Source organism: Mesorhizobium sp. LNHC209A00 (assembly GCF_000502915.1).
Taxonomy (GTDB): Bacteria; Pseudomonadota; Alphaproteobacteria; order Rhizobiales; family Rhizobiaceae; genus Mesorhizobium.
In genome coordinates, this window is record NZ_AYWT01000033.1 from 12,262 (window position 1) to 29,562 (window position 17,301).

The following is a 17,301-nucleotide window of genomic DNA, read 5'->3' on the forward strand; positions in this document are numbered from 1 at the left end:
CGCCAAAAACCAGCCGGCTTCTTGCCACGCCGGCCGGGCGCGGGTCTGCCCGGTGGAAATGGGCTTTCCGCTTGCCAATCCGTTCGCCGGCGGCTCTCACGGGGCGGCGAGTCCTGCCTCGCGACGCAATTCGTCCGCCCTGTCTGTCTTCTCCCAAGTGAAATCAGGCTCTTCACGGCCGAAATGGCCATAGGTCGCTGTATTGCGGTATATAGGGCGTAAGAGATCAAGCATCTTGATAATGCCTTTCGGTCTGAGATCGAACAACTCGAGAATGAGGCTCTCGATCCTGCTTTCCTCAACCCTGGCTGTCCCGAACGTGTTGACCATGACGGAAACCGGACTGGCCACGCCGATTGCGTAAGCAAGCTGCACCTCGCACACGTCCGCAAGTCCGCTAGCGACGATGTTCTTTGCGACATAGCGGGCCGCATAGGCAGCTGAGCGGTCAACCTTGGACGGGTCCTTGCCCGAGAAGGCGCCGCCGCCATGACGACCCATCCCGCCATAGGAATCGACGATGATCTTGCGTCCAGTGAGACCGCAGTCGCCGCGCGGCCCGCCGACTACAAACCGCCCCGTCGGGTTGACCAGAATTCTGATGCCTTCCGTCTCCAGGTGGGTCGGCAGGACAGGCTTTATGATTTCCTCAATGACGCCCTCGCGGACAGTCTCTTGCGAGACCTGCTCGTCATGTTGCGTCGACACGACGATGGTATCCAGCGCGACCGGGCGCAACCCCTCATACCTCACTGAGACTTGGGATTTCATGTCAGGACGCAACCAGCCAAGCTGTTGTGCCTTCCGGACATACGCCTGCCGTTTCGTCAAGCGATGAGCGAGCTGGATCGGCAAAGGCATCAGGGTATCGGTTTCGCGGCATGCGTAGCCGAACATGAGGCCCTGATCTCCCGCTCCCTGCTGGAGGTCTTGCCCTCTTCCCTCGTCAACGCCTTGGCTGATGTCGGGCGACTGCTCGGTGAGGGCATGAACGACGGAGCAACGCCGGCCGTCAAAGCCGACGGCCTCGTCGTCGTACCCAATGTCGAGAATCGTATCGCGCGCAACTTGGCTGTAATCCACCTGGGCATCGCTGGTAATCTCGCCAGCCAGAACGACTATCCCTGATTTTACCAACGCTTCACAGGCGACGCGCGCCTTGGGATCTGTGCGGAGGATGGCATCGAGGATGGCATCCGAGATGTTGTCGGCCAACTTATCCGGGTGCCCCGCGCCAACCGATTCGGAAGAGAACACGAACTGCCTAGCCATGAATACCTCGCTTCGGGTGTTGGATGTGGTATGGGCATTTTGACCCACCTTACTTGTCGCAGATGCCCGGGACCTCGAACGCAGCGCACAAGTCGGCAACGTCTCTTCGCACGCAGGCATGGAGATCTTCGTCGTCTGGCCGCTGGAGGACGGAGTCAATGAAGCCAGCAATCTGCATCATTTCCACATCGCGCATGCCCATTGACGTCACTGCTGGCGCCCCCAGGCGAATTCCGCTTGTGACCGCCGGATTCCGCGGGTCGCCAGGCACCATATTAAAGTTTGTGATGATTCCTGCCTTTGCTAGTCGCTCGGCATAGGCCTTGCCCGATAGTGGCCGATCGCGAAGATCAAGGATCAGCATGTGATTGTCCGTCCCCCCGGTCACCAGGTCATAACCTCGCTCAAGCAGTGCATGCGCCAGAGCCTTGGCATTCTTGACCGTCTGTTGGCCGTAGCTTCGGAAGGACGGGTTCGCGGCTTCGTGCAAGGCAACCGCTAGCGCAGCGATGGCATTCATGTGGGGCCCGCCTTGCAGGTGAGGGAAGACCGCCCGGTCTATTCGTCTGGCGAGATTGTATTTGCTCTTTGTATGATACAGGGCCTGATAGCGATCTTCGTTCCTTGACAAAATGAAGCCACCGCGGGGACCGCGGATCGACTTGTGCGACGTGCTGCTGACCACGTCGCAATGGCCCACGGGATTCGGGTGCGCTCCCGCGGCAATCAGGCCGCTGATGTGCGCAATGTCGGCTACGAGATAGGAGTTCGCTTCCAGGGCGATTTCTGCCATTGCCGCGTAGTCAAAGACACGCGGGTAAGCAGTTCCGCCGACCCAAATGAGCCGCGGCCGTTCCCGCTTGGCTATCTCGCGCAAGCGGTCATAGTCAATCTGCTGTGTCTTTTCATCTAGTCCATAGGGCACGCGTTGATAGTCAGTTCCGGAAAAGTTGATGGCCCAACCATGAGTCAGATGGCCCCCTTCCGGAAGGGGCAAGCCCATGACTTTGTCACCGGGACTCAAAAGCGCACGATAGACAGCCTGGTTGGCCGGCGAGCCGGAATAAGGCTGGACGTTGGCATGCTCGCTGCCAAATAGTGTTTTCAGGCGCTCAATGGCCAGATTCTCAAGCTCATCAACGATCTCGTTTCCAGCGTAGTAGCGCGCACCGGGGTACCCCTCGGCGTACTTGTTCGTGAAAATCGAGCCGTTCGCTTCCAGAACGGCCGAGGACGCAAAGTTCTCTGAGGCGATGAGCTTGAGGGTCGTCCGCTCCTGCCGCTCCTGTTTCAGAAGCAGCTCGTGAACGCGGCAATCAACCGCGGCCAAGGAAGACCGCCCGTGGGTGTCGGGCTGTGCGATCGCGCCGTCGGCGGAGTTGTCCATGGTCGCTTCGCGCTCCAATTGGATTGACCTATTTCACGATCAAGCACGCGGTCCCCTTCGGCCGCGTGTCTCGTGCCGCTTCGAGCCGCTGCAGGTCCTGTTTATGATAGCCGTCGCGATGGGGCAGGAGATCGACCAATAATTGGACCAGCCCGCCGTCGTTGGATCCTGCGTTGAGACGGTACGAGCGCCACGGAGGCTGTCCGTTGCAGCAAAGAAAGTCGGCTCTGGCGAGCAGCCGGACGTGTCGCGCAACCCGCTCTCGACACACGCCCAGAATCTCCGCTAGCTCGCAGACAGTTAGGTCCGCATGCGCACAAAGGCCCAGGATCCGAAGGCGGTCAGGATGCGCTGCCATGCGTAGGCGACTAACCAGTGTCATCATGGCTCAGGACCAAGTCCTACCGAATTTCTCATTTCGCGTTCTCCACAGAAGTTGCAGATTTCGAAGGGTGTCCAACGACCGGACAAATCTCGGTGGCCGTGACGACCGGCGATATCCTGTGTCGAACAAACAAATGGGCGCTCTTCTTGGGCCTTTAGCCGAAATTGCAAGCAGTTCGGCGAGTCGAAGATAAGCGGGGCCACGGTTTGGAACCACTGACCTCAGACGTTGCGAAAGCCTACCATTCACAGCGAGCCGGAGTTGCTAAGAGTCTATGAATTTCCTTGAAGGATCTGTTGCAACGTTTGCCCAGCCTGGCCTGCTCCCGGTTTGCAGCGGTCATGGTCAGCGATCCATCGCCTCTGCGAGCACGATCAGGAATTTGCCCTGCATCGCATCGCTGATCAGCTCCTGAAGGCCGGGACGCAACAGCGACGCGCCGCAGATCGCGCGGTGGGTATTGCTGTCGACGACTGTCCAGCCTTGCTTTTCAGCACGCAAGCAGCAGAGCTGCAACTGATCCTCGATCGAGGCGTCTCGGTGATTGTCAGTTGAGTAGCGAGCGCCAAGCGCGACCTTCATGAGGCGGCCCCTTACTCCGGGACCCGGTCTCGCGTTTGGCTATCCGTTTCGGCTTGAACGAAATCCCGTGGGGCCTGTCGCGCCAGCAAATGGACCAGATTGACGAAGCGTCGATCGGGCTTCGGCGACGCAGGCACAGCCGATTCGCGGGCGGCGCCGGCGACCACACGAAGCATTTCGGCTGTTGCACGTTTCGGTCGCGCTATGATCGCGTTCCTGTCCTGACGCGAAATACTCCTTTTCGCGACAAGGATGCCGAGTCACAGTGCTTCGACAAGATGGAAATTCTTTGTGATCAATAACGCGCGTCGCGCAGGAGCCAGTGCTGGCCGATGACGGGGCACCTTGTGCTCCGAAAAAGCCATGGCTATATATCCGGATAGAGAACGGAGGCACGCGATGGGCAACACTGCACAGAAGAGAGCCATCGAGAATTATCGCTCTCGCCTGGCTGAGCGCGGCATCGCGCGGTTCGAGATCCAGGCGTTCGACGCAGACCGCGATCTACTGCGAACTCTTGCCCGAAAATTAACGGAGAGCGGGCCGGATGCCCGACAGCTTCGTCGGACCATACAGCAAGCCGTGGCGGGTGAGCCACCGAAAGCGGGCAGCATTCTCGCCGCATTGCGTCGCTCGCCTCTGGTTGGCTCCAACCTCGACCTCAGCCGGCCGCGCGAAGAGGGGCGCGAGATCGACCTGTGACGCGCTACCTTCTTGATACCAATATCATCAGCAACGTCATAAAGCCGGAGCCTTCGGGCTCGTTGCTGGCCTGGATGGGCGCGCAGAAGGACGAAGACCTCTTCATTGCTTCGCTTACTGTCGCCGAAATTCGCCGAGGCATCCTAGAGAAGCCGAAGGGGAAGAAGCGCAGCAGCCTTGAAACTTGGTTCGAGGGCTCCGAAGGCCCGCAAGCGCTGTTCGCTGGCCGCGTGCTATCGTTCGGCGAGAAAGCCGGCCTCGTGTGGGCGCGGCTGATGGCCAACGGCAAAGCCAGAGGCCGTTCGCGGAGCGCCCTAGACACAATCATTGCCGCTATAGCTGAAGCCAACGAGTGTGTCGTAGTGACCGACAATGAAAAGGACTTCGAGGACGTTCAGATAATCAACCCGCTCCGTAGCTCTGGAAGCCAAGCGGGTGATGATAGCTCCAACGGTCCGGCCGATTCAATTTGAGGATTTCAGCGGCACGGAGTCCGAACGTCTCGTGTTCGCCTACCTTTAGCGATGGCTGGATTGATCTTGCTTAGTTCGGCCAGGGGCGTCTCTTCCAGTTCCGCTTTAATGCCATCCCGGTTCATCTAGTCAGCTCGATCTACCAACAGTTCGCACGCACGAGCGCCGCGGACAAGGCGCGATTGCAGGGACTGCGCGATATGCGTGTCGAGCTCGTCCATCTTACACTCGATCTCGTCTTCGAAGGCCTCTCGCCAAACGCCACTGTAGTCGATGCCGCGCGCGGCTCGGGGCCTTCTCATCGAGGCTTTCTCGCGACTGGTCTGGCGCGCTACCAATGGCAAGTTCGCCCGCCGGGAACTCGTCGGTCTGTACGCCCAGCTCTGGGCGTCCACATCAACTGCGGAGCTCTTGGCATCGCCGTGTTCTGCCTTTAGCTGGCAGCTCTCGAGCTCGACGAGCAGCCGATCAGCGACACCCGCGACCTCAAGTTCGACCCGGTTAACTCGATAACACCCTATTGGCAGATTCAGTCGGGAGGATCTGCCCACTCCGATCACAAGCCGATCTTTCGACCCCGTGGTCGGGAATTCTCCATGGACTTCGTGAAGAAGGAATGCAGCGCCGAAAGCCAGAAGCGCTTCCGATCCATCGACGCCCCTTCCGAGACGGAGCCCCGATTAGGCATTCCTGCCACTCTATCTAGCCGACCCCCGTGGCCGCGTTGCCGATCGGTGCGCACTGGTCGCCTACATCGCCCCGGCACGTGAAGATCGTCTCTGCTGACGCTCGTTGACAATTCAGGCCGCCTCCGGCTGGCGTTTGATCAGCGTCAGCGTCAACCAGCGCGCGGTCAGCGCCGGCTTTTTCGAGCCCTCGATCTCAATCGTCACGCCCAGCGCCGTCTGCACCCAGCCCGACGGCCTGACCTTGACGTCGGCCAGTACGAAACGGGTGCGGATGCGCGATCCGGTTTTCACCGGCGCCAGGAAGCGAAGCGATTCGAAGCCATAGTTGACACCCATCTTGCAGTTTTCGAGCGGCCGCATGGTCTCGAAAGTCATCGCCGACAAAAGCGAAAGCGACAGGAAGCCATGTGCGATGGTGCCGCCGAACGGCGTCTCGCGCTTGGCGCGCTCCGGATCGCAGTGGATGAACTGGTTGTCATCGGTGGACTCGGCGAACTGGTCGATCATCCGCTGCGAGACCACCCGCCACGGCGACACGCCGACTTCCTTGCCGACGCTGGCCAGAAGCTCGTCGAGACTGATCGGTTCCAAGCTAATGTCCTCCATTTCAACCGTCCGAAGCGCGAGCGGCTTCATTCCGTGAACAGTGTCAGCCCATGCTGCACCGACTGCCGGCCGTCCATCGGCAGGCTGGCCCCGGTGAGATGACTGCCGTCACAGCTGCACGAATAGAGCGTTCCGCCGGCATCTCATTCGGCGCACCGATGCGGCCGATCCGAACATGGCTGCAGACGAGCCGGCTTGTACTCGGTCGCGGTGCGCGTCCTGCAGGCCGCCGAAAGCAGCTCGTCTTGCTACGGATGATCATTCCGCCGGCGCCGCTATGCGGTATTGTCGCAGATTGATAAAATCAATTGTCTGGATAGGAACCATCCGTGTCTCGAATGGTGGAGGAGTAGTCCAGCAGACGGGGTGGCTTGTGGTCCTTTTTGAAGCTCGCCGACCTCATTGGCCGCTAGCTCTGAGCCGGCAAGAAGCGCCAGTTCAATGACATTGGGTGTCCACACGGCAAAGCGGCATCAGATGCTACTTCATGATCCGGGATGGCGCTTGCTTCAAGAAGCGCTCGGCCTGACGTGGAAGCCAGCACCGGATCTGGACTGTCGATATGCGCCCGATATTCGCGCAGCACAGCGGCAACCGCAGCGACGATGATCTCAGCCGTTGCGAGCATGCCAACCTTGGTGCCGGCCACTCTGTTAGCCTGAAGCGCAGCGCGCATCTGATCCGTCACCAGACCGGGTTGCGTAACTTGGATTTCCAAGGCGTCTTCCTGGGTTTGCACCGTCAGCGCGCTGACAGCAAGGCAGGTGCGCACGTCAAGGCAAGCGATCGTCTCGATCTCGCGGGCAATTCCAGCCCCACCGCGGGAATCTGACCCGACAACAACGAGCAGATGCGGTTCTCGCCCCAGCGCCATTGTTCTGTCTTTCGATCCATTCTCGCGTGCGCGCTTCTGGGGCGTCGCTCAGCGCAAAGTCGGTGACCTCGGCTGCGCTTTCCGCGCCAGCCTCGAAAAACGCCTTCGAGCCGGTCAGGTTGAGGCCGCCGATGGAGACCAATGGGATCGGCGCGACCTGGTGCTTCCACTCGCTGATCCGCTCGAGCCCTTGCGACGCCCATTCATCTTCTTGAGGCTAGTTGGATAGACTGGGCCGAGCGCCACATACTCCGGCTCGGCCACTGGCGCCGTTTCCAGTTCGGTGTGATCGTGGATCGAAAGGCCGAGCTTCAATCCGGCGTATTTAATCGTCAGCATCGGCGGCAGCCAAATCCTTTTGACCAAGATGGACGAAGTCGCAGCCTTCCTCGATTGCCGTGCGCCAATTGTCGTTGACGCTCACTTGGCAACCATGGACCGCGCAGGCGTCGTTCGCGCGGCGGATTTCCGTCTGCAGTCCCTTCTCGTCCATATCCTTTATCCGGAGCTGCAGCAGACTCACGCCGAGCGGCGCCAGCCGGTCAACCCAGCCGGCACGTCGAAATTCAGATAGAAGGGATCGAGCTTCATGAGAAGACAGCCCTGCCGACCGTCGGTGAGTAGCGCGGTTGGAGCATTCCAGTGCTAGCTTCACGAATGGCATCGACCGCCCTTGCCGAACGCACGCGCCATGCCGACCGGATCGGCCGCCCTCGGGATCGCCGTGTTCAGGAGCACGGCGTCAAACCCGAGCTCCATGACGTAGCCGCGTACGAGGGCCGTCCGAGCCACGCATCCACAATCAAACGGAATGTAGGGGAAATGTCCGCGCATCAACTGGACCTCGGAGCTCAACGCTTCATCGCATTAGAATGAGCGTTCGAAACGAAGGACACCGCCGACACTGCTCTTCTTGTTGGCATTGACCCAGTTCACTTCGGAAGCTTTCACCTTTCCGACGGCGGAGCCTCCGTAGCGGTCGTAGTCGAGTTCAGCCGTAACTGTGAAATCTGGAAGAATAGCATAGGCGACGTTCGCAGCGACACCATAGTTCTTGAGCTGATCACCCGAGAGCTGAAGGTTGAACGAAGTTGTCTCGTTGAGCTCGTAAGTGGCGCCAGCCCAGAAAGCCCAGTTCCCGCCCCAAATCTTATAGAAGCCGCGACCATGAGCGTCGATCGCGTTGATGGAGTCGTCGTTGAGCTTGCCATTGGAACCGTAGCCGAACATTCCGAACAGCAACAGTTCGTCGGTGACATTGATGTCGACACGGACCTTAGAGGCCACCGATTCGTAGTTGCTATCATAACCAGCAACGCCGGTGATCGCTCCCCAGCCATGTGTGTATTTCAAGCCGCCGACTATGTGCGGAGCGTAGTTGTCGATTGTGCCCACCACGCCTGAGCCTTCTTCGAGCGAAACCACGGCGGAAAAGCCGTTCGCGGCGTCGAAGTAGTACTGGACCACATTGGTATCCAAAGCGCCGTACGGAACCGGCGTCTGGTTGAGTACGTCACCCGCGCCGCCAATAAACATGTCGAAGGCCGACCAGTCCTTACCAACTCGGAGGCCACCAAGCTGAATCCAGGCGAAAGTCAAGATGCTGTCTCCGTTGAAGGCATAGGACCGAGAACTGTCCGAAACCGAAGTGTGGCGGCTACCGAAATTCACGCGGGTTTCGGTGTAGGTCTTCAGCGTGCCGAGTTCGGTCTCCTGGCCGGTCCAAGCTTTCAGTGTGAAGCGCGTGTTGTTTTGCCATGTACCCTGATCCTCACCAGTCCTCACATCTGAGGTTCTTGCGTGGTAAAACAATCCGACATCGCCCAAGCCCACGTAGTAGCTAAGATAGCCGCCGATGCGCAGGCAGGTCTCGGTGCCTGAAATATAGACGTAGCTGGAGCCGTAGACGTCGCAGATCTTGAGGTACTCAGTGGGATCAGGCTCGGGGACGATGATCACGGCGCGAGCGTCGGAAGCGGCGATCAGTGCCGCAGTTGAGCCGAGGAGGAGGCTCCCAATGGTCATTGTTGATCTCCGCCTAAATAGTAAAAGGAATCGAGACCGATAACTGATTTTTGCTAAGCAAACGATTGATAGCGAATCAATCTTAATCTAGGAATGTTGCTGCATCTGCCACTTAGGAGAATTTAGAATGTGGTTGAGACTTGCTGTCACATTTATTGAGTAGTTATCACTCCAGACGATCATACAACATTTTTGTACAATCACCCTTTTCACTCCGCGGCGGGCTTCACAAAGGGTGCTACTGCAAATGACGTGCCACCCTGACGACCCAGCTGCGGCTTGAAGCTCAAATGTGCGGGCGGACCTTGGTTCGCGCTTCTGTTCTTTTTGCCTTGCGGATCCACCCAAGCACGAACGGCAAACGGTTCGTCTGTTCGCTTGGCGACAGTTTGGCTTAATGGCGACGGCATTGTTTGCTGTGAGCCCCGCCGTTGAGGCATCATGCGGCGGCCACCGCTCGGTACGACGCCGTCACTTTGGCGAGCTGATGGTCGATAACCACGCGCCGCAGCCTTGCACCACTGAGTCGGTAGGCGCCAGCCTTGGCATTGCGGCGGACCTGACGGTCGCGTCGAGAAGGTTTTCGTGCTGAAAGCGGCGCGGCACAGCTAATGCTTCTTGCCAGCAATTCACACAACGAGCTCATCGAGACGGCAGAGATCATTATGGGCGGCGATAGCTGGCGTGCAAAGTCTGGACCCAACACCGTATTGTCTCATCGGATGCGGCATCTGCGCTCAGAAGAGTCTCCCACGCGCAGATGAAGGGAAGGGACGTCGAACAAAACGGTGCGCGTGAGGGTTTCGGCGGGAACACCATCGTCAGTCGCTGACCGAGTGCGCTCAGACCATCGCTGTCCAGCCAAGACTGAACGGCGCCCATTGCTAAAAATTTCGAGCCCAAAGCGGAACGGACTGACATAGCGCAAAGACGCAGGCGAGCGCAGCGGTAAGGTTGGATGTTATCAGCATGGGACGGTAACCGTTGCAGACCACGAAATTTCGAGAGGCCCGGCTGCCTTGGTACACTATCTATCCGGCTGTGTCGGAGTTCTCTGGGGCGGTCGGCGCCGAGGCTTATGAGGAATGGCTCAGGAACCTGCCGGCTGATGATCCGGTGTCACTCTATCTGCACGTTCCGTTCTGCCGATCAGCCTGCTGGTATTGCGGCTTCCCAACCACCATCACCCGCCGTGATGCGCCCATCCTCAACTATCTGGCGGCGCTGCGAGACGAGATCCGTCTGGTTTCGGAGCGAGTGCCGAAGACGTTGCCCGTGAGCGACATACATTTCGGCGGCGGAACGCCGTCTCTCATCGGACCAGCCGAGTTCCTCGCTCTGATGGAGTTCCTGCGATGCCGCTTCGCCATCTCGAAAACAGCTACGGTCGCCATCGAGATCGATCCACGAACACTCACGCCCGAGATGGCGGAAGGCTTGGGAGCGGCCGGCGTGAACCGCGCGAGCCTGGGCGTACAGAGCTTCGATCCCATTGTTCAAAAAGCGATCAACCGAATCCAGAGCGAGGCCCAGACGTCGGCTGCCGTGGAAGTGCTGCGCCGGCATGGAGTAAGCCGCATCAACTTCGACCTCATCTACGGCCTGCCGCGTCAAACGGTGGAGTCGTGCGTCGAAACAGTGAGGGCGGCGGTCGCCATGCGCCCCGACCGGCTTGCCTTGTTCGGCTACTCGCACATCCCATCCCAAGTAAAGAATCAGCGCCTCATCGAGGCGGAATTTCTTCCCGACAGCGCTGCCCGCGCTGAACAGTATGCGGCTGTCGCCGTGACGCTGATTGCCGCCGGCTACCGACAGATCGGGCTCGACCATTTCGCCTTGCCGGACGACGAGCTCGCGCTGGCACAGGAAACAGGTCGCCTGCGACGTAACTCGTTGGGCTACTCGGCCGATACCTGCAGAACCCTGATCGGTTTCGGCGCGTCGGCTATCGGCCGCATCGGCCAGGGATACGTTCAAAACGAAGCTACACGGGATTCCTACATCCAGCACATCGCAGCTGGCCGACTGGCTACATCGAAGGGCCATCGCCTCACAGACGACGACCGCGTGCGAGCCGCAATTATCGAGCGATTAATGTGCGATTTCGAGGCTGACGTGCCGGCAATCTGTGTCGCCCACGGATCTGATCCGATCCGTCTTCGCGATTCGGCTGAGCGCTTGGCCATGCTGGCCAAGGACGGGATAGTGGACTTCGAAAACGGCTTTGTCCGCGTACGGCGGGAGCATCGCTTTGGGATTCGCGCTGTCGCTGCCGCATTCGATGTGTTTAGGGATGGCGTTACGTATATCCCGCAGCAGCTTAATGCGATGCAAAGCACGACATAGTCCGGCATCAATGTCTCCGCTTGGAACCGCCGGCCTACTTGCCACGCCGGCCGGGCGCTGGTCTGGCAAGTGGGCTTTCCGTTTGCCAATGCGTTCGTTCCCGGCCCTCACGGGGCGGCGAGTCCCTGCCGTGAGCGCCTCACCCGCGAGGCTACATGGCGGCCGTGGAGATTACCTCAGCAGCGGCGCCCGATCGGAAACCTTAGTACCTCAGCGCTTTGGCGTGGCTGCTTGAACTCTTCGACGGCAACCGCCTCAATTAGCAGGTCCAAGGCTTCGCGGCCCCTTTGACTCATCGGGTCATCCCCACAAAGGTAGTCATACGCTCGATCTAAATGCACTCGGGCGGCGGAAAAATCGCTTGTCATATCATAGAACCCTCTCTACCCGCCCGCATTGCCGTCTACGAGGTGAAGGTAGTGCAATCGTCAATATATACAGAAAAATTTGAAGCAAATCGGAGATGATCATGGAGGCCGAGTTCCCTGACCTGATGCCGCCATCGAGCCCGCCGACGACCACTCGCTGGCGCTCGGTCGCTTCATAAATGCCGAGCACCCCGTCCCGAGACCACCTCTGACCTCCCTCCTTCGATGCTAGACGCGTGGAAGACATGGCTGCGCCGCCGCTGCGAGAAAGGGGTGTCCCGTCGCGCGGCGGCTGCATAGTGGGCAGCGAGCGCCGGGAGCTAATCGGCAAAGCCGCGTGTGGCGATTTTGCATAGCGCGCAGGCGAATCGCCACGCCCGTCCAGCATGTCCGATGCCGCGTAGGCCGCCAGGATCCCTGAGCGGAGTGCATGCACGATCCCGCGTGATGACAGTGGATCGGCACAGAACAGGCAGTCGCCCGCCGCGACGCAGCGGTCACCGGCGGCGGGATCGATCGTTGCGGTTCCCGCCGCCTTGATCATTGCTGGCGGTCTCGATTGCGTTGGGCGGCACGAGCGGCGCGACGGACTGCGTTGCGGCTAAAGCGCGGTACCAATGTCCGGCTTTGCGCAGTTCGCTGCCCAGATCCGGATCGGTGAGGCACGCGCAAGTCGGCGCTGTACCACCAGCCTTCGGGACGCGCCTCGACGACCATGCTGCAATCGCCCGGTGCGCGGTCGAAAAAGCGTGTGTAGGCGGCAAGATGTCCGTGCATGGTGAGCTTGGCGCCGAAACATCGGGCCAGCCTCCAACTGGACCGGTCGCCCAAACCACGGCGCGGGCAACGATAGCTTCATCGGCCAGCTTGAGCAGCCAGCCTTGATCGTCGCGCACTGCCGAACCCACGGCCGAGCCAAACCGCGTGTCCACACCTGCCGCCTTGGCCGCCTGTACCATCAGCCGGTCGAATCGCGTCCGGTCGAGCTGCCAGCCGGCACCGTAAGCGGAAAACATGCCGTGCCGCTCGCTGGGAACTTCATTGGCCCACACCGAAACAAGCGCACGATTTTCAACGAAGCCGGCCTCGGCGAACGGCGTCCAGACACCAAGCTGACGCAGCAGCCCATTCGCTACTGCCGGCAGCACCTCTCCCGGCTTTGGCCGATCATGCCTTCCTGCTTCCAGCAACAGCACGCTCCGCGCGGGTGCATCGTTGCCAACGCCAGTCCGGATGTGGTCGCCGCCGAACGTGATCGTCTCAGCGAGCTGGCGGGACAAAATGCCAACCTCAAGATAGCGTTGGCCGGATCAGCGAGGCGGACTGAGGAAGACTTTAAATTCAAAAGGTGACACGCGGCAATAGTCGCGTGCCGCTGTAGCCCCAGGCTCCGCTTCACCGTGGGGACCGATCGGTCGCACTCTCAGCCTGGGGTTCTTCTCTGCCACCCATCATCGAATTTTGGTGGATTGTCCGTCTCCCGCACCGGTTTGAGCGCGATAGACAAATCGCGTTTTCTGTGCCGGCCGGGCTTCAATGACGGAGATGGCGAAAAGCTGAGTGCTCGGGCTTGCGGGCCGAGCTTGTCGGCCGCTCGATGGAAAGGGTCATTTGAGGNGCTGTGTACATGGCGCCGCTGCCGCATGAGGTCGAGGAAGGCCTCGAGATTTCTCTCGGCTATCAGATATTCGACCTTGACCACGATCGGGCCGCTTCTCGGCTTCAGATTGAGAGCGACAGCTGGGGCATCGAATTCCTCCAGAGGATCGGGCTCGGAGTCGCGGCGCTCTCGAAGCGGAAAGAGAACGCCGGCTGTAGCGACGAGCAGCAGGGCTCCAGCGGAGCCCTCCAGCGCCCAGGTCAACGAATGGTTTTCGGCCACCGTGCCCCACACCCAGCTGCCGAGCGCGATGCCGCCGTCTATCAAAGCATAGTAGATCGAGATGGTGCGCCCCACGACCCAGCGCGGGCTCGCCAGCTGCACGCTCACACCAACCCCGGACCAGGCGGTCACCCAGCCCGCGCCGCCCAAGGCGAGTGCAATTGCCGCCACCCCGATCGAAGATGTCAGTGCCAGGGAGAGAGAACACGCCGCACAGGCGACGCAGGAGAGCCTCATCAGCCTTTCTTGCGACAATCTCCGTCTGAACAGGCTGTTGGAGAGGCCGGCGAAAACGGCACCGGTCCCGAAGCCAGCCATGAGCGCGCCATAGGCAAGCGGGCCTCCTCCCAGCTGGTCGCGGACAACCACCGGCAGCAGCGCGAGTATGGCAATGCTCGCCAGGCCAAAGAGGGTTCCGCGCGCGATCGCTGCCTTGATTTCCGATGACATCGCCGTGAAGCGCAGCCCGTCATAGATCGCCGTCCTCATCGACTCGCGGGGAAGAGGCGACGAGCGAACCTTCCACTTGCAGCGCCAAATAGTGGCCAAGGGTACGAAATAGGTGAGCGTGGTTACGGCGAATGCCGCCATAAGGCCAAATGAGGCAACCACAATGCCGCCGAGCGCCGGACCCACAGTCCGGACGGTGTTGAAGCCAACAGAAAGCAGGGTGACGGCAGCGGGAACATCGCGTCGATCCACGATATCGCCAACCGACGCTTGCCAGGCCGGATCATTGAGAGCACCGCCGCTTGCGATCAAGAAGCTGAAGCCGAGGATCATCCACGGACTGACAAAGCCCAGCGCCACGGACGCGGTCAGCATCGCGGACGCAATCATCATAAGGCACCGACCGGCGAACATGACCCGGCGCCGGCTGAAATTGTCGGCGAGAGCTCCGGCAAAAACGGACAGGACGAAGGCGGGGAGGTTCGATGAAGCCTGCACCAGCGCAACCATCAGATCGGAAGTTGAGATCGTTGCCATCAGCCAGCTGATGGCAACAGTCTGCATCAACCAGCCGAGGCTTGAAACCTGCGTGGCGAGCCAGATCGAGCGAAAGGTGGGCTGCAGAAGTGGCCCAAAGGTCGTTGGTGCAGCCAAATCTTCGTTTGATCCAGCCACCCTACTCATTTTGCGATCCTTTGCTTTCCGTTATTGTCGATTCCCATGTAATCTAGGCTGAACCGTGGCGGATGGAAGAATAGATGGACCCATTTGTCTCCGACGATGTGGCCACAGTTCCTCCTGACCAGTGGTCTGGCGGCCGAGACGCAGAAATGGGCCGGCTCACTCGCCTTCGGCGACATGTTGCTGAGCCGGAATTCACATGTCATTTGAGGCATCATGCTCGTTCGACGCGCTGCCGAGCGATTTTTCGCGAAACGCTACCCTGTTCTTTTGTTGGAAACTCACTCATCAGCGGCGTTCGATGCTGAGTGTGGCTTCCGAAAAGTGAGGACGCTTGCAGATCTTTGACAGGATCAGTTCCCTGATAGATGCACACGATTGCCAGGCCGCGATCGAAGACGCGCGCGCCCTGCTCCTTCAGTTCGGACAAAAGTCTGATGCGCTCACACATGCGATCGACGAGTTTCTGCTCGACCTCATGACATTGGCTTTCATCGTCGAATGTTACGGACGCGGCTTTGAACTTTTGGCGCGAACGCTTGCCCGTAGAAGGCTGGCGAAGGTCAGACTGTTGTCGGGAGGGGTCGGCCGGGCAGAACGGGTTCCACCGCAAAGCCTCAAGTTGCAAGATCGAGTTTGGAAATGTTTGCTGCTCGTACGGTGATGGGCGAGATCCTTAAGCGTATGTACGGCGGCATGATGGACGCTTGCAAGCATCCAGACTAGATTATCGCGAAGCTAAAATAAGAGGTTCGATCCAGGGCGATGCTCAATAGCCGCGCCATTCTGGTTCAGCCGGGCGTTACATCGCCTCGCCAAGCTGAGGATGTATTGGTCGCGAGCAGCCGCGCGCCAATTTGGAACCCACGACCATATGCGACGATTGGGCACTGTCCGAAAGAAGGCCGAGAACTGTTGAAAGTGCGCTAGATGGAGATATTCTGAATCGGAACGGGGGCCTGGTTCATCGCCAAAGCGAGACATGGATGAAAAGCAGATCGCGCCCAACGCCTGATCCAACCTTTGCAACGGAAGTCCCCTGGTCGGAAAGCCTAACCGCATATGATGACAAGCATTTCGAGCTCTATTTGAAGCTCATGGACGCTTGCGCCGACAGTGCCAGCGAAGAGGAGATGGCGCTGGATGTACTGGGTATCGATCCGGTCAAAGAGCCAATCCGCGCCCGTAAGGCCCTTCGCAGTCATCTCAAACGGGTGCTCTGGTTTATGCATGAGGGCCATAAGGAACTGCTTCCAAGCCGACCGCCTCAATAACTGCGGCGCCGAACAAGGTTGCCCGAGAGATCAGGTGGCGCCCTCGGGGGATGCGAGGACACTTGAAAGCCGCAATCGGGTTATCATCTCCATACTGCGTATGTTCGGCTCCGCACGGCAAGTGCCCTTGAGTCGAGGAGGAATGCACATGAAGAAGAAAGTTCATCTGGAAGCCTGCTGACCGATGCCTTGGGGCCCATAATCGGGTCCCAAGTTGTTCCCGACGAGCGTTGCGAGGGGCGGATGCAGGACCAGCCGGAAATCGAGCCCGGGCGTGAAACGAAGTCAACAGGTGCGAGGTTCGGCCTGCTGGGTGTGGCTGTGTTGGCCGTAGGCGCCTTCATCTGGACCGGCTTCGGCGAAGGCATCCAGCAGGGCACGTCCAACGTCGTTCGGACTGTCATCGACAAGAGCATGCAGCGCCTTGGGCTCGGGCAAGCCCCCAACGCTCTTACAGAGGGCGAGTGGTATCTCTCGGTGTACTACGGTCCCGACTTTACGGATGTCACCCCCGTCGGCCTGGGGCACCCCTTCAAGGTGACATTCACGTCGGCCCCGGATTTGTCTGGCACCTACGAGAACGTTGCAGGGAGCGGCTCGGTAAGCGGCTTTGAACGACCCGGTCAACTCGTAATGACCTACTCCGGAGCAGATGGGATGTCCCATGGAGTTGCCATTCTCCAAGACATTCAGACCCACCTTTCTTCCAACAACGTCGAGCATGATTACGTGGGAGCCGTTTTGGTCCACGCTTGCTATAAGGCGGACACCCAGCAGTGCGATGCCGCCAAATCGCAATATAAATTCTGCAGGGCGATTTTGTCGAAAAACAGGGAACCCGACAAGGATCCTTCCCTCAAAGGTTACCTCGACGAACCATGTTCGGCTTTTCAGAACGATCTGAAGCTGAAGCTTAGCCCGACGGCACAGCTTTAGGCACGAAGGCGCTCACCAGGGTCGCAGCTCAAAGAGAACGGCGCCCTTCGCCGGGGGCCGTCCGTTCCGCATCCCGCCTGACGGCGGCGCGTTGCTGATGCTCCTACGGCCGCCCTGTTGAGCCGGTCTCAGGGCCACGGTCTTTCTCCTGCACCGATCTGACTTGGTCCCGCTGGCGGGCATTTCGGTGCTTCCGTTTTGTACGCTCTTCTTTCTTTGGCCGCTTCGCGGCACGGCTGCGCCGACATGGATGTGCCTAGCGGCACCTTTCCTATGTAGCGGGAAGAGAGGCGCGCGGCCCTCTCTCCCCACCCACTCAAACCGGCCTTTGCTTTGCTCCAGCACTGCGGGGCCAGATCCGGCGGCCCC

At 59.7% G+C, this 17,301-nt stretch carries 16 protein-coding genes and 2 pseudogenes; 7 read left to right on the forward strand and 11 right to left on the reverse strand.

Annotated elements, in window-relative coordinates:
- Positions 1 to 96: 96 nt before the first annotated feature.
- The 4 genes from metK to X739_RS137465 form a co-directional block, all read right to left on the reverse strand.
- Positions 97 to 1,272: a methionine adenosyltransferase gene (gene metK / locus X739_RS137475; RefSeq protein ID WP_023796516.1), complete on the reverse strand. Its 1,176-nt coding sequence runs from the start codon at positions 1,270 to 1,272 to the stop codon at positions 97 to 99.
- Between the two features lie 49 nt (positions 1,273 to 1,321).
- Positions 1,322 to 2,659: a serine hydroxymethyltransferase gene (glyA, locus tag X739_RS137470; RefSeq protein WP_023796517.1), complete on the reverse strand. Its 1,338-nt coding sequence runs from the start codon at positions 2,657 to 2,659 to the stop codon at positions 1,322 to 1,324.
- A 28-nt stretch (positions 2,660 to 2,687) separates the two neighbouring features.
- Positions 2,688 to 3,044 (reverse strand): winged helix-turn-helix domain-containing protein, encoded by a 357-nt coding sequence (locus tag X739_RS0136205; RefSeq protein WP_031252637.1) that lies wholly within the window; start codon positions 3,042 to 3,044, stop codon positions 2,688 to 2,690.
- Positions 3,045 to 3,389: 345 nt separating this feature from the next.
- A complete protein-coding gene (locus tag X739_RS137465; protein WP_023774919.1) occupies positions 3,390 to 3,626 on the reverse strand; it encodes a recombinase family protein in 237 nt (78 codons plus the stop codon).
- Positions 3,627 to 4,025: 399 nt separating this feature from the next.
- Here X739_RS137465 and X739_RS137455 point away from each other — a divergent pair, with 399 nt between their 5' ends.
- A complete protein-coding gene (locus tag X739_RS137455; protein WP_023774921.1) occupies positions 4,026 to 4,328 on the forward strand; it encodes a hypothetical protein in 303 nt (100 codons plus the stop codon).
- Entirely contained in the window at positions 4,325 to 4,801 is a 477-nt protein-coding gene (locus X739_RS137450; protein ID WP_023796519.1) for a type II toxin-antitoxin system VapC family toxin, read from the forward strand. The genes X739_RS137455 and X739_RS137450 overlap by 4 nt, the downstream gene beginning before the upstream one ends.
- Before the next feature lie 800 nt (positions 4,802 to 5,601).
- Here the strand turns inward: X739_RS137450 and X739_RS137440 are convergent.
- The 5 genes and pseudogenes from X739_RS137440 to X739_RS137435 form a co-directional block, all read right to left on the reverse strand.
- Positions 5,602 to 6,096, reverse strand: coding sequence for a MaoC family dehydratase (locus tag X739_RS137440; protein ID WP_031252639.1), 495 nt, complete (start codon positions 6,094 to 6,096; stop codon positions 5,602 to 5,604).
- 409 nt (positions 6,097 to 6,505) lie between these two features.
- Complete coding sequence (locus X739_RS1000000168890) at positions 6,506 to 6,970, reverse strand: bifunctional hydroxymethylpyrimidine kinase/phosphomethylpyrimidine kinase (RefSeq protein ID WP_245273986.1); 465 nt, start codon at positions 6,968 to 6,970, stop codon at positions 6,506 to 6,508.
- 7 nt (positions 6,971 to 6,977) lie between these two features.
- Positions 6,978 to 7,561: pseudogene (locus tag X739_RS01000000166870) on the reverse strand (thiamine phosphate synthase); the annotation flags it as partial.
- Positions 7,558 to 7,813 (reverse strand): annotated as a pseudogene (locus tag X739_RS1000000171275) (thiazole synthase); the annotation flags it as partial. The pseudogenes X739_RS1000000171275 and X739_RS01000000166870, both read right to left, overlap by 4 nt.
- A gap of 24 nt (positions 7,814 to 7,837) precedes the next feature.
- Positions 7,838 to 8,995: a porin gene (locus tag X739_RS137435; RefSeq protein ID WP_023796523.1), complete on the reverse strand. Its 1,158-nt coding sequence runs from the start codon at positions 8,993 to 8,995 to the stop codon at positions 7,838 to 7,840.
- Positions 8,996 to 9,979: 984 nt separating this feature from the next.
- Here X739_RS137435 and hemN point away from each other — a divergent pair.
- On the forward strand, positions 9,980 to 11,341 hold the full coding sequence (hemN, locus tag X739_RS137430; RefSeq protein ID WP_023796524.1) for an oxygen-independent coproporphyrinogen III oxidase: 1,362 nt from the start codon (positions 9,980 to 9,982) through the stop codon (positions 11,339 to 11,341).
- A gap of 176 nt (positions 11,342 to 11,517) precedes the next feature.
- Here hemN and X739_RS1000000171015 read toward each other — a convergent pair whose 3' ends face one another.
- Positions 11,518 to 11,709 carry a hypothetical protein gene (locus tag X739_RS1000000171015; protein ID WP_023727257.1) on the reverse strand — a complete coding sequence of 64 codons (192 nt, stop codon included), beginning with the start codon at positions 11,707 to 11,709 and terminating at the stop codon, positions 11,518 to 11,520.
- A gap of 881 nt (positions 11,710 to 12,590) precedes the next feature.
- On the opposite strand from X739_RS1000000171015, the gene X739_RS1000000169765 reads away from it, so the two are divergent.
- On the forward strand, positions 12,591 to 13,061 hold the full coding sequence (locus X739_RS1000000169765; RefSeq protein WP_156940066.1) for a hypothetical protein: 471 nt from the start codon (positions 12,591 to 12,593) through the stop codon (positions 13,059 to 13,061).
- A gap of 71 nt (positions 13,062 to 13,132) precedes the next feature.
- Here X739_RS1000000169765 and X739_RS137420 read toward each other — a convergent pair whose 3' ends face one another.
- Positions 13,133 to 14,725: an MFS transporter gene (locus X739_RS137420; RefSeq protein ID WP_023796525.1), complete on the reverse strand. Its 1,593-nt coding sequence runs from the start codon at positions 14,723 to 14,725 to the stop codon at positions 13,133 to 13,135.
- Between the two features lie 331 nt (positions 14,726 to 15,056).
- Here X739_RS137420 and X739_RS1000000169770 point away from each other — a divergent pair, with 331 nt between their 5' ends.
- The 3 genes from X739_RS1000000169770 (at position 15,057) to X739_RS137410 (ending at position 16,932) form a co-directional block, all read left to right on the forward strand.
- Positions 15,057 to 15,386 (forward strand): hypothetical protein, encoded by a 330-nt coding sequence (locus X739_RS1000000169770; protein ID WP_051410664.1) that lies wholly within the window; start codon positions 15,057 to 15,059, stop codon positions 15,384 to 15,386.
- A gap of 322 nt (positions 15,387 to 15,708) precedes the next feature.
- Positions 15,709 to 15,996, forward strand: a complete 288-nt coding sequence (locus tag X739_RS1000000168905; protein ID WP_084056619.1) for a hypothetical protein — start codon at positions 15,709 to 15,711, stop codon at positions 15,994 to 15,996.
- 243 nt (positions 15,997 to 16,239) lie between these two features.
- On the forward strand, positions 16,240 to 16,932 hold the full coding sequence (locus X739_RS137410; protein ID WP_023747646.1) for a hypothetical protein: 693 nt from the start codon (positions 16,240 to 16,242) through the stop codon (positions 16,930 to 16,932).
- The last annotated feature ends 369 nt before the right edge of the window (positions 16,933 to 17,301 follow it).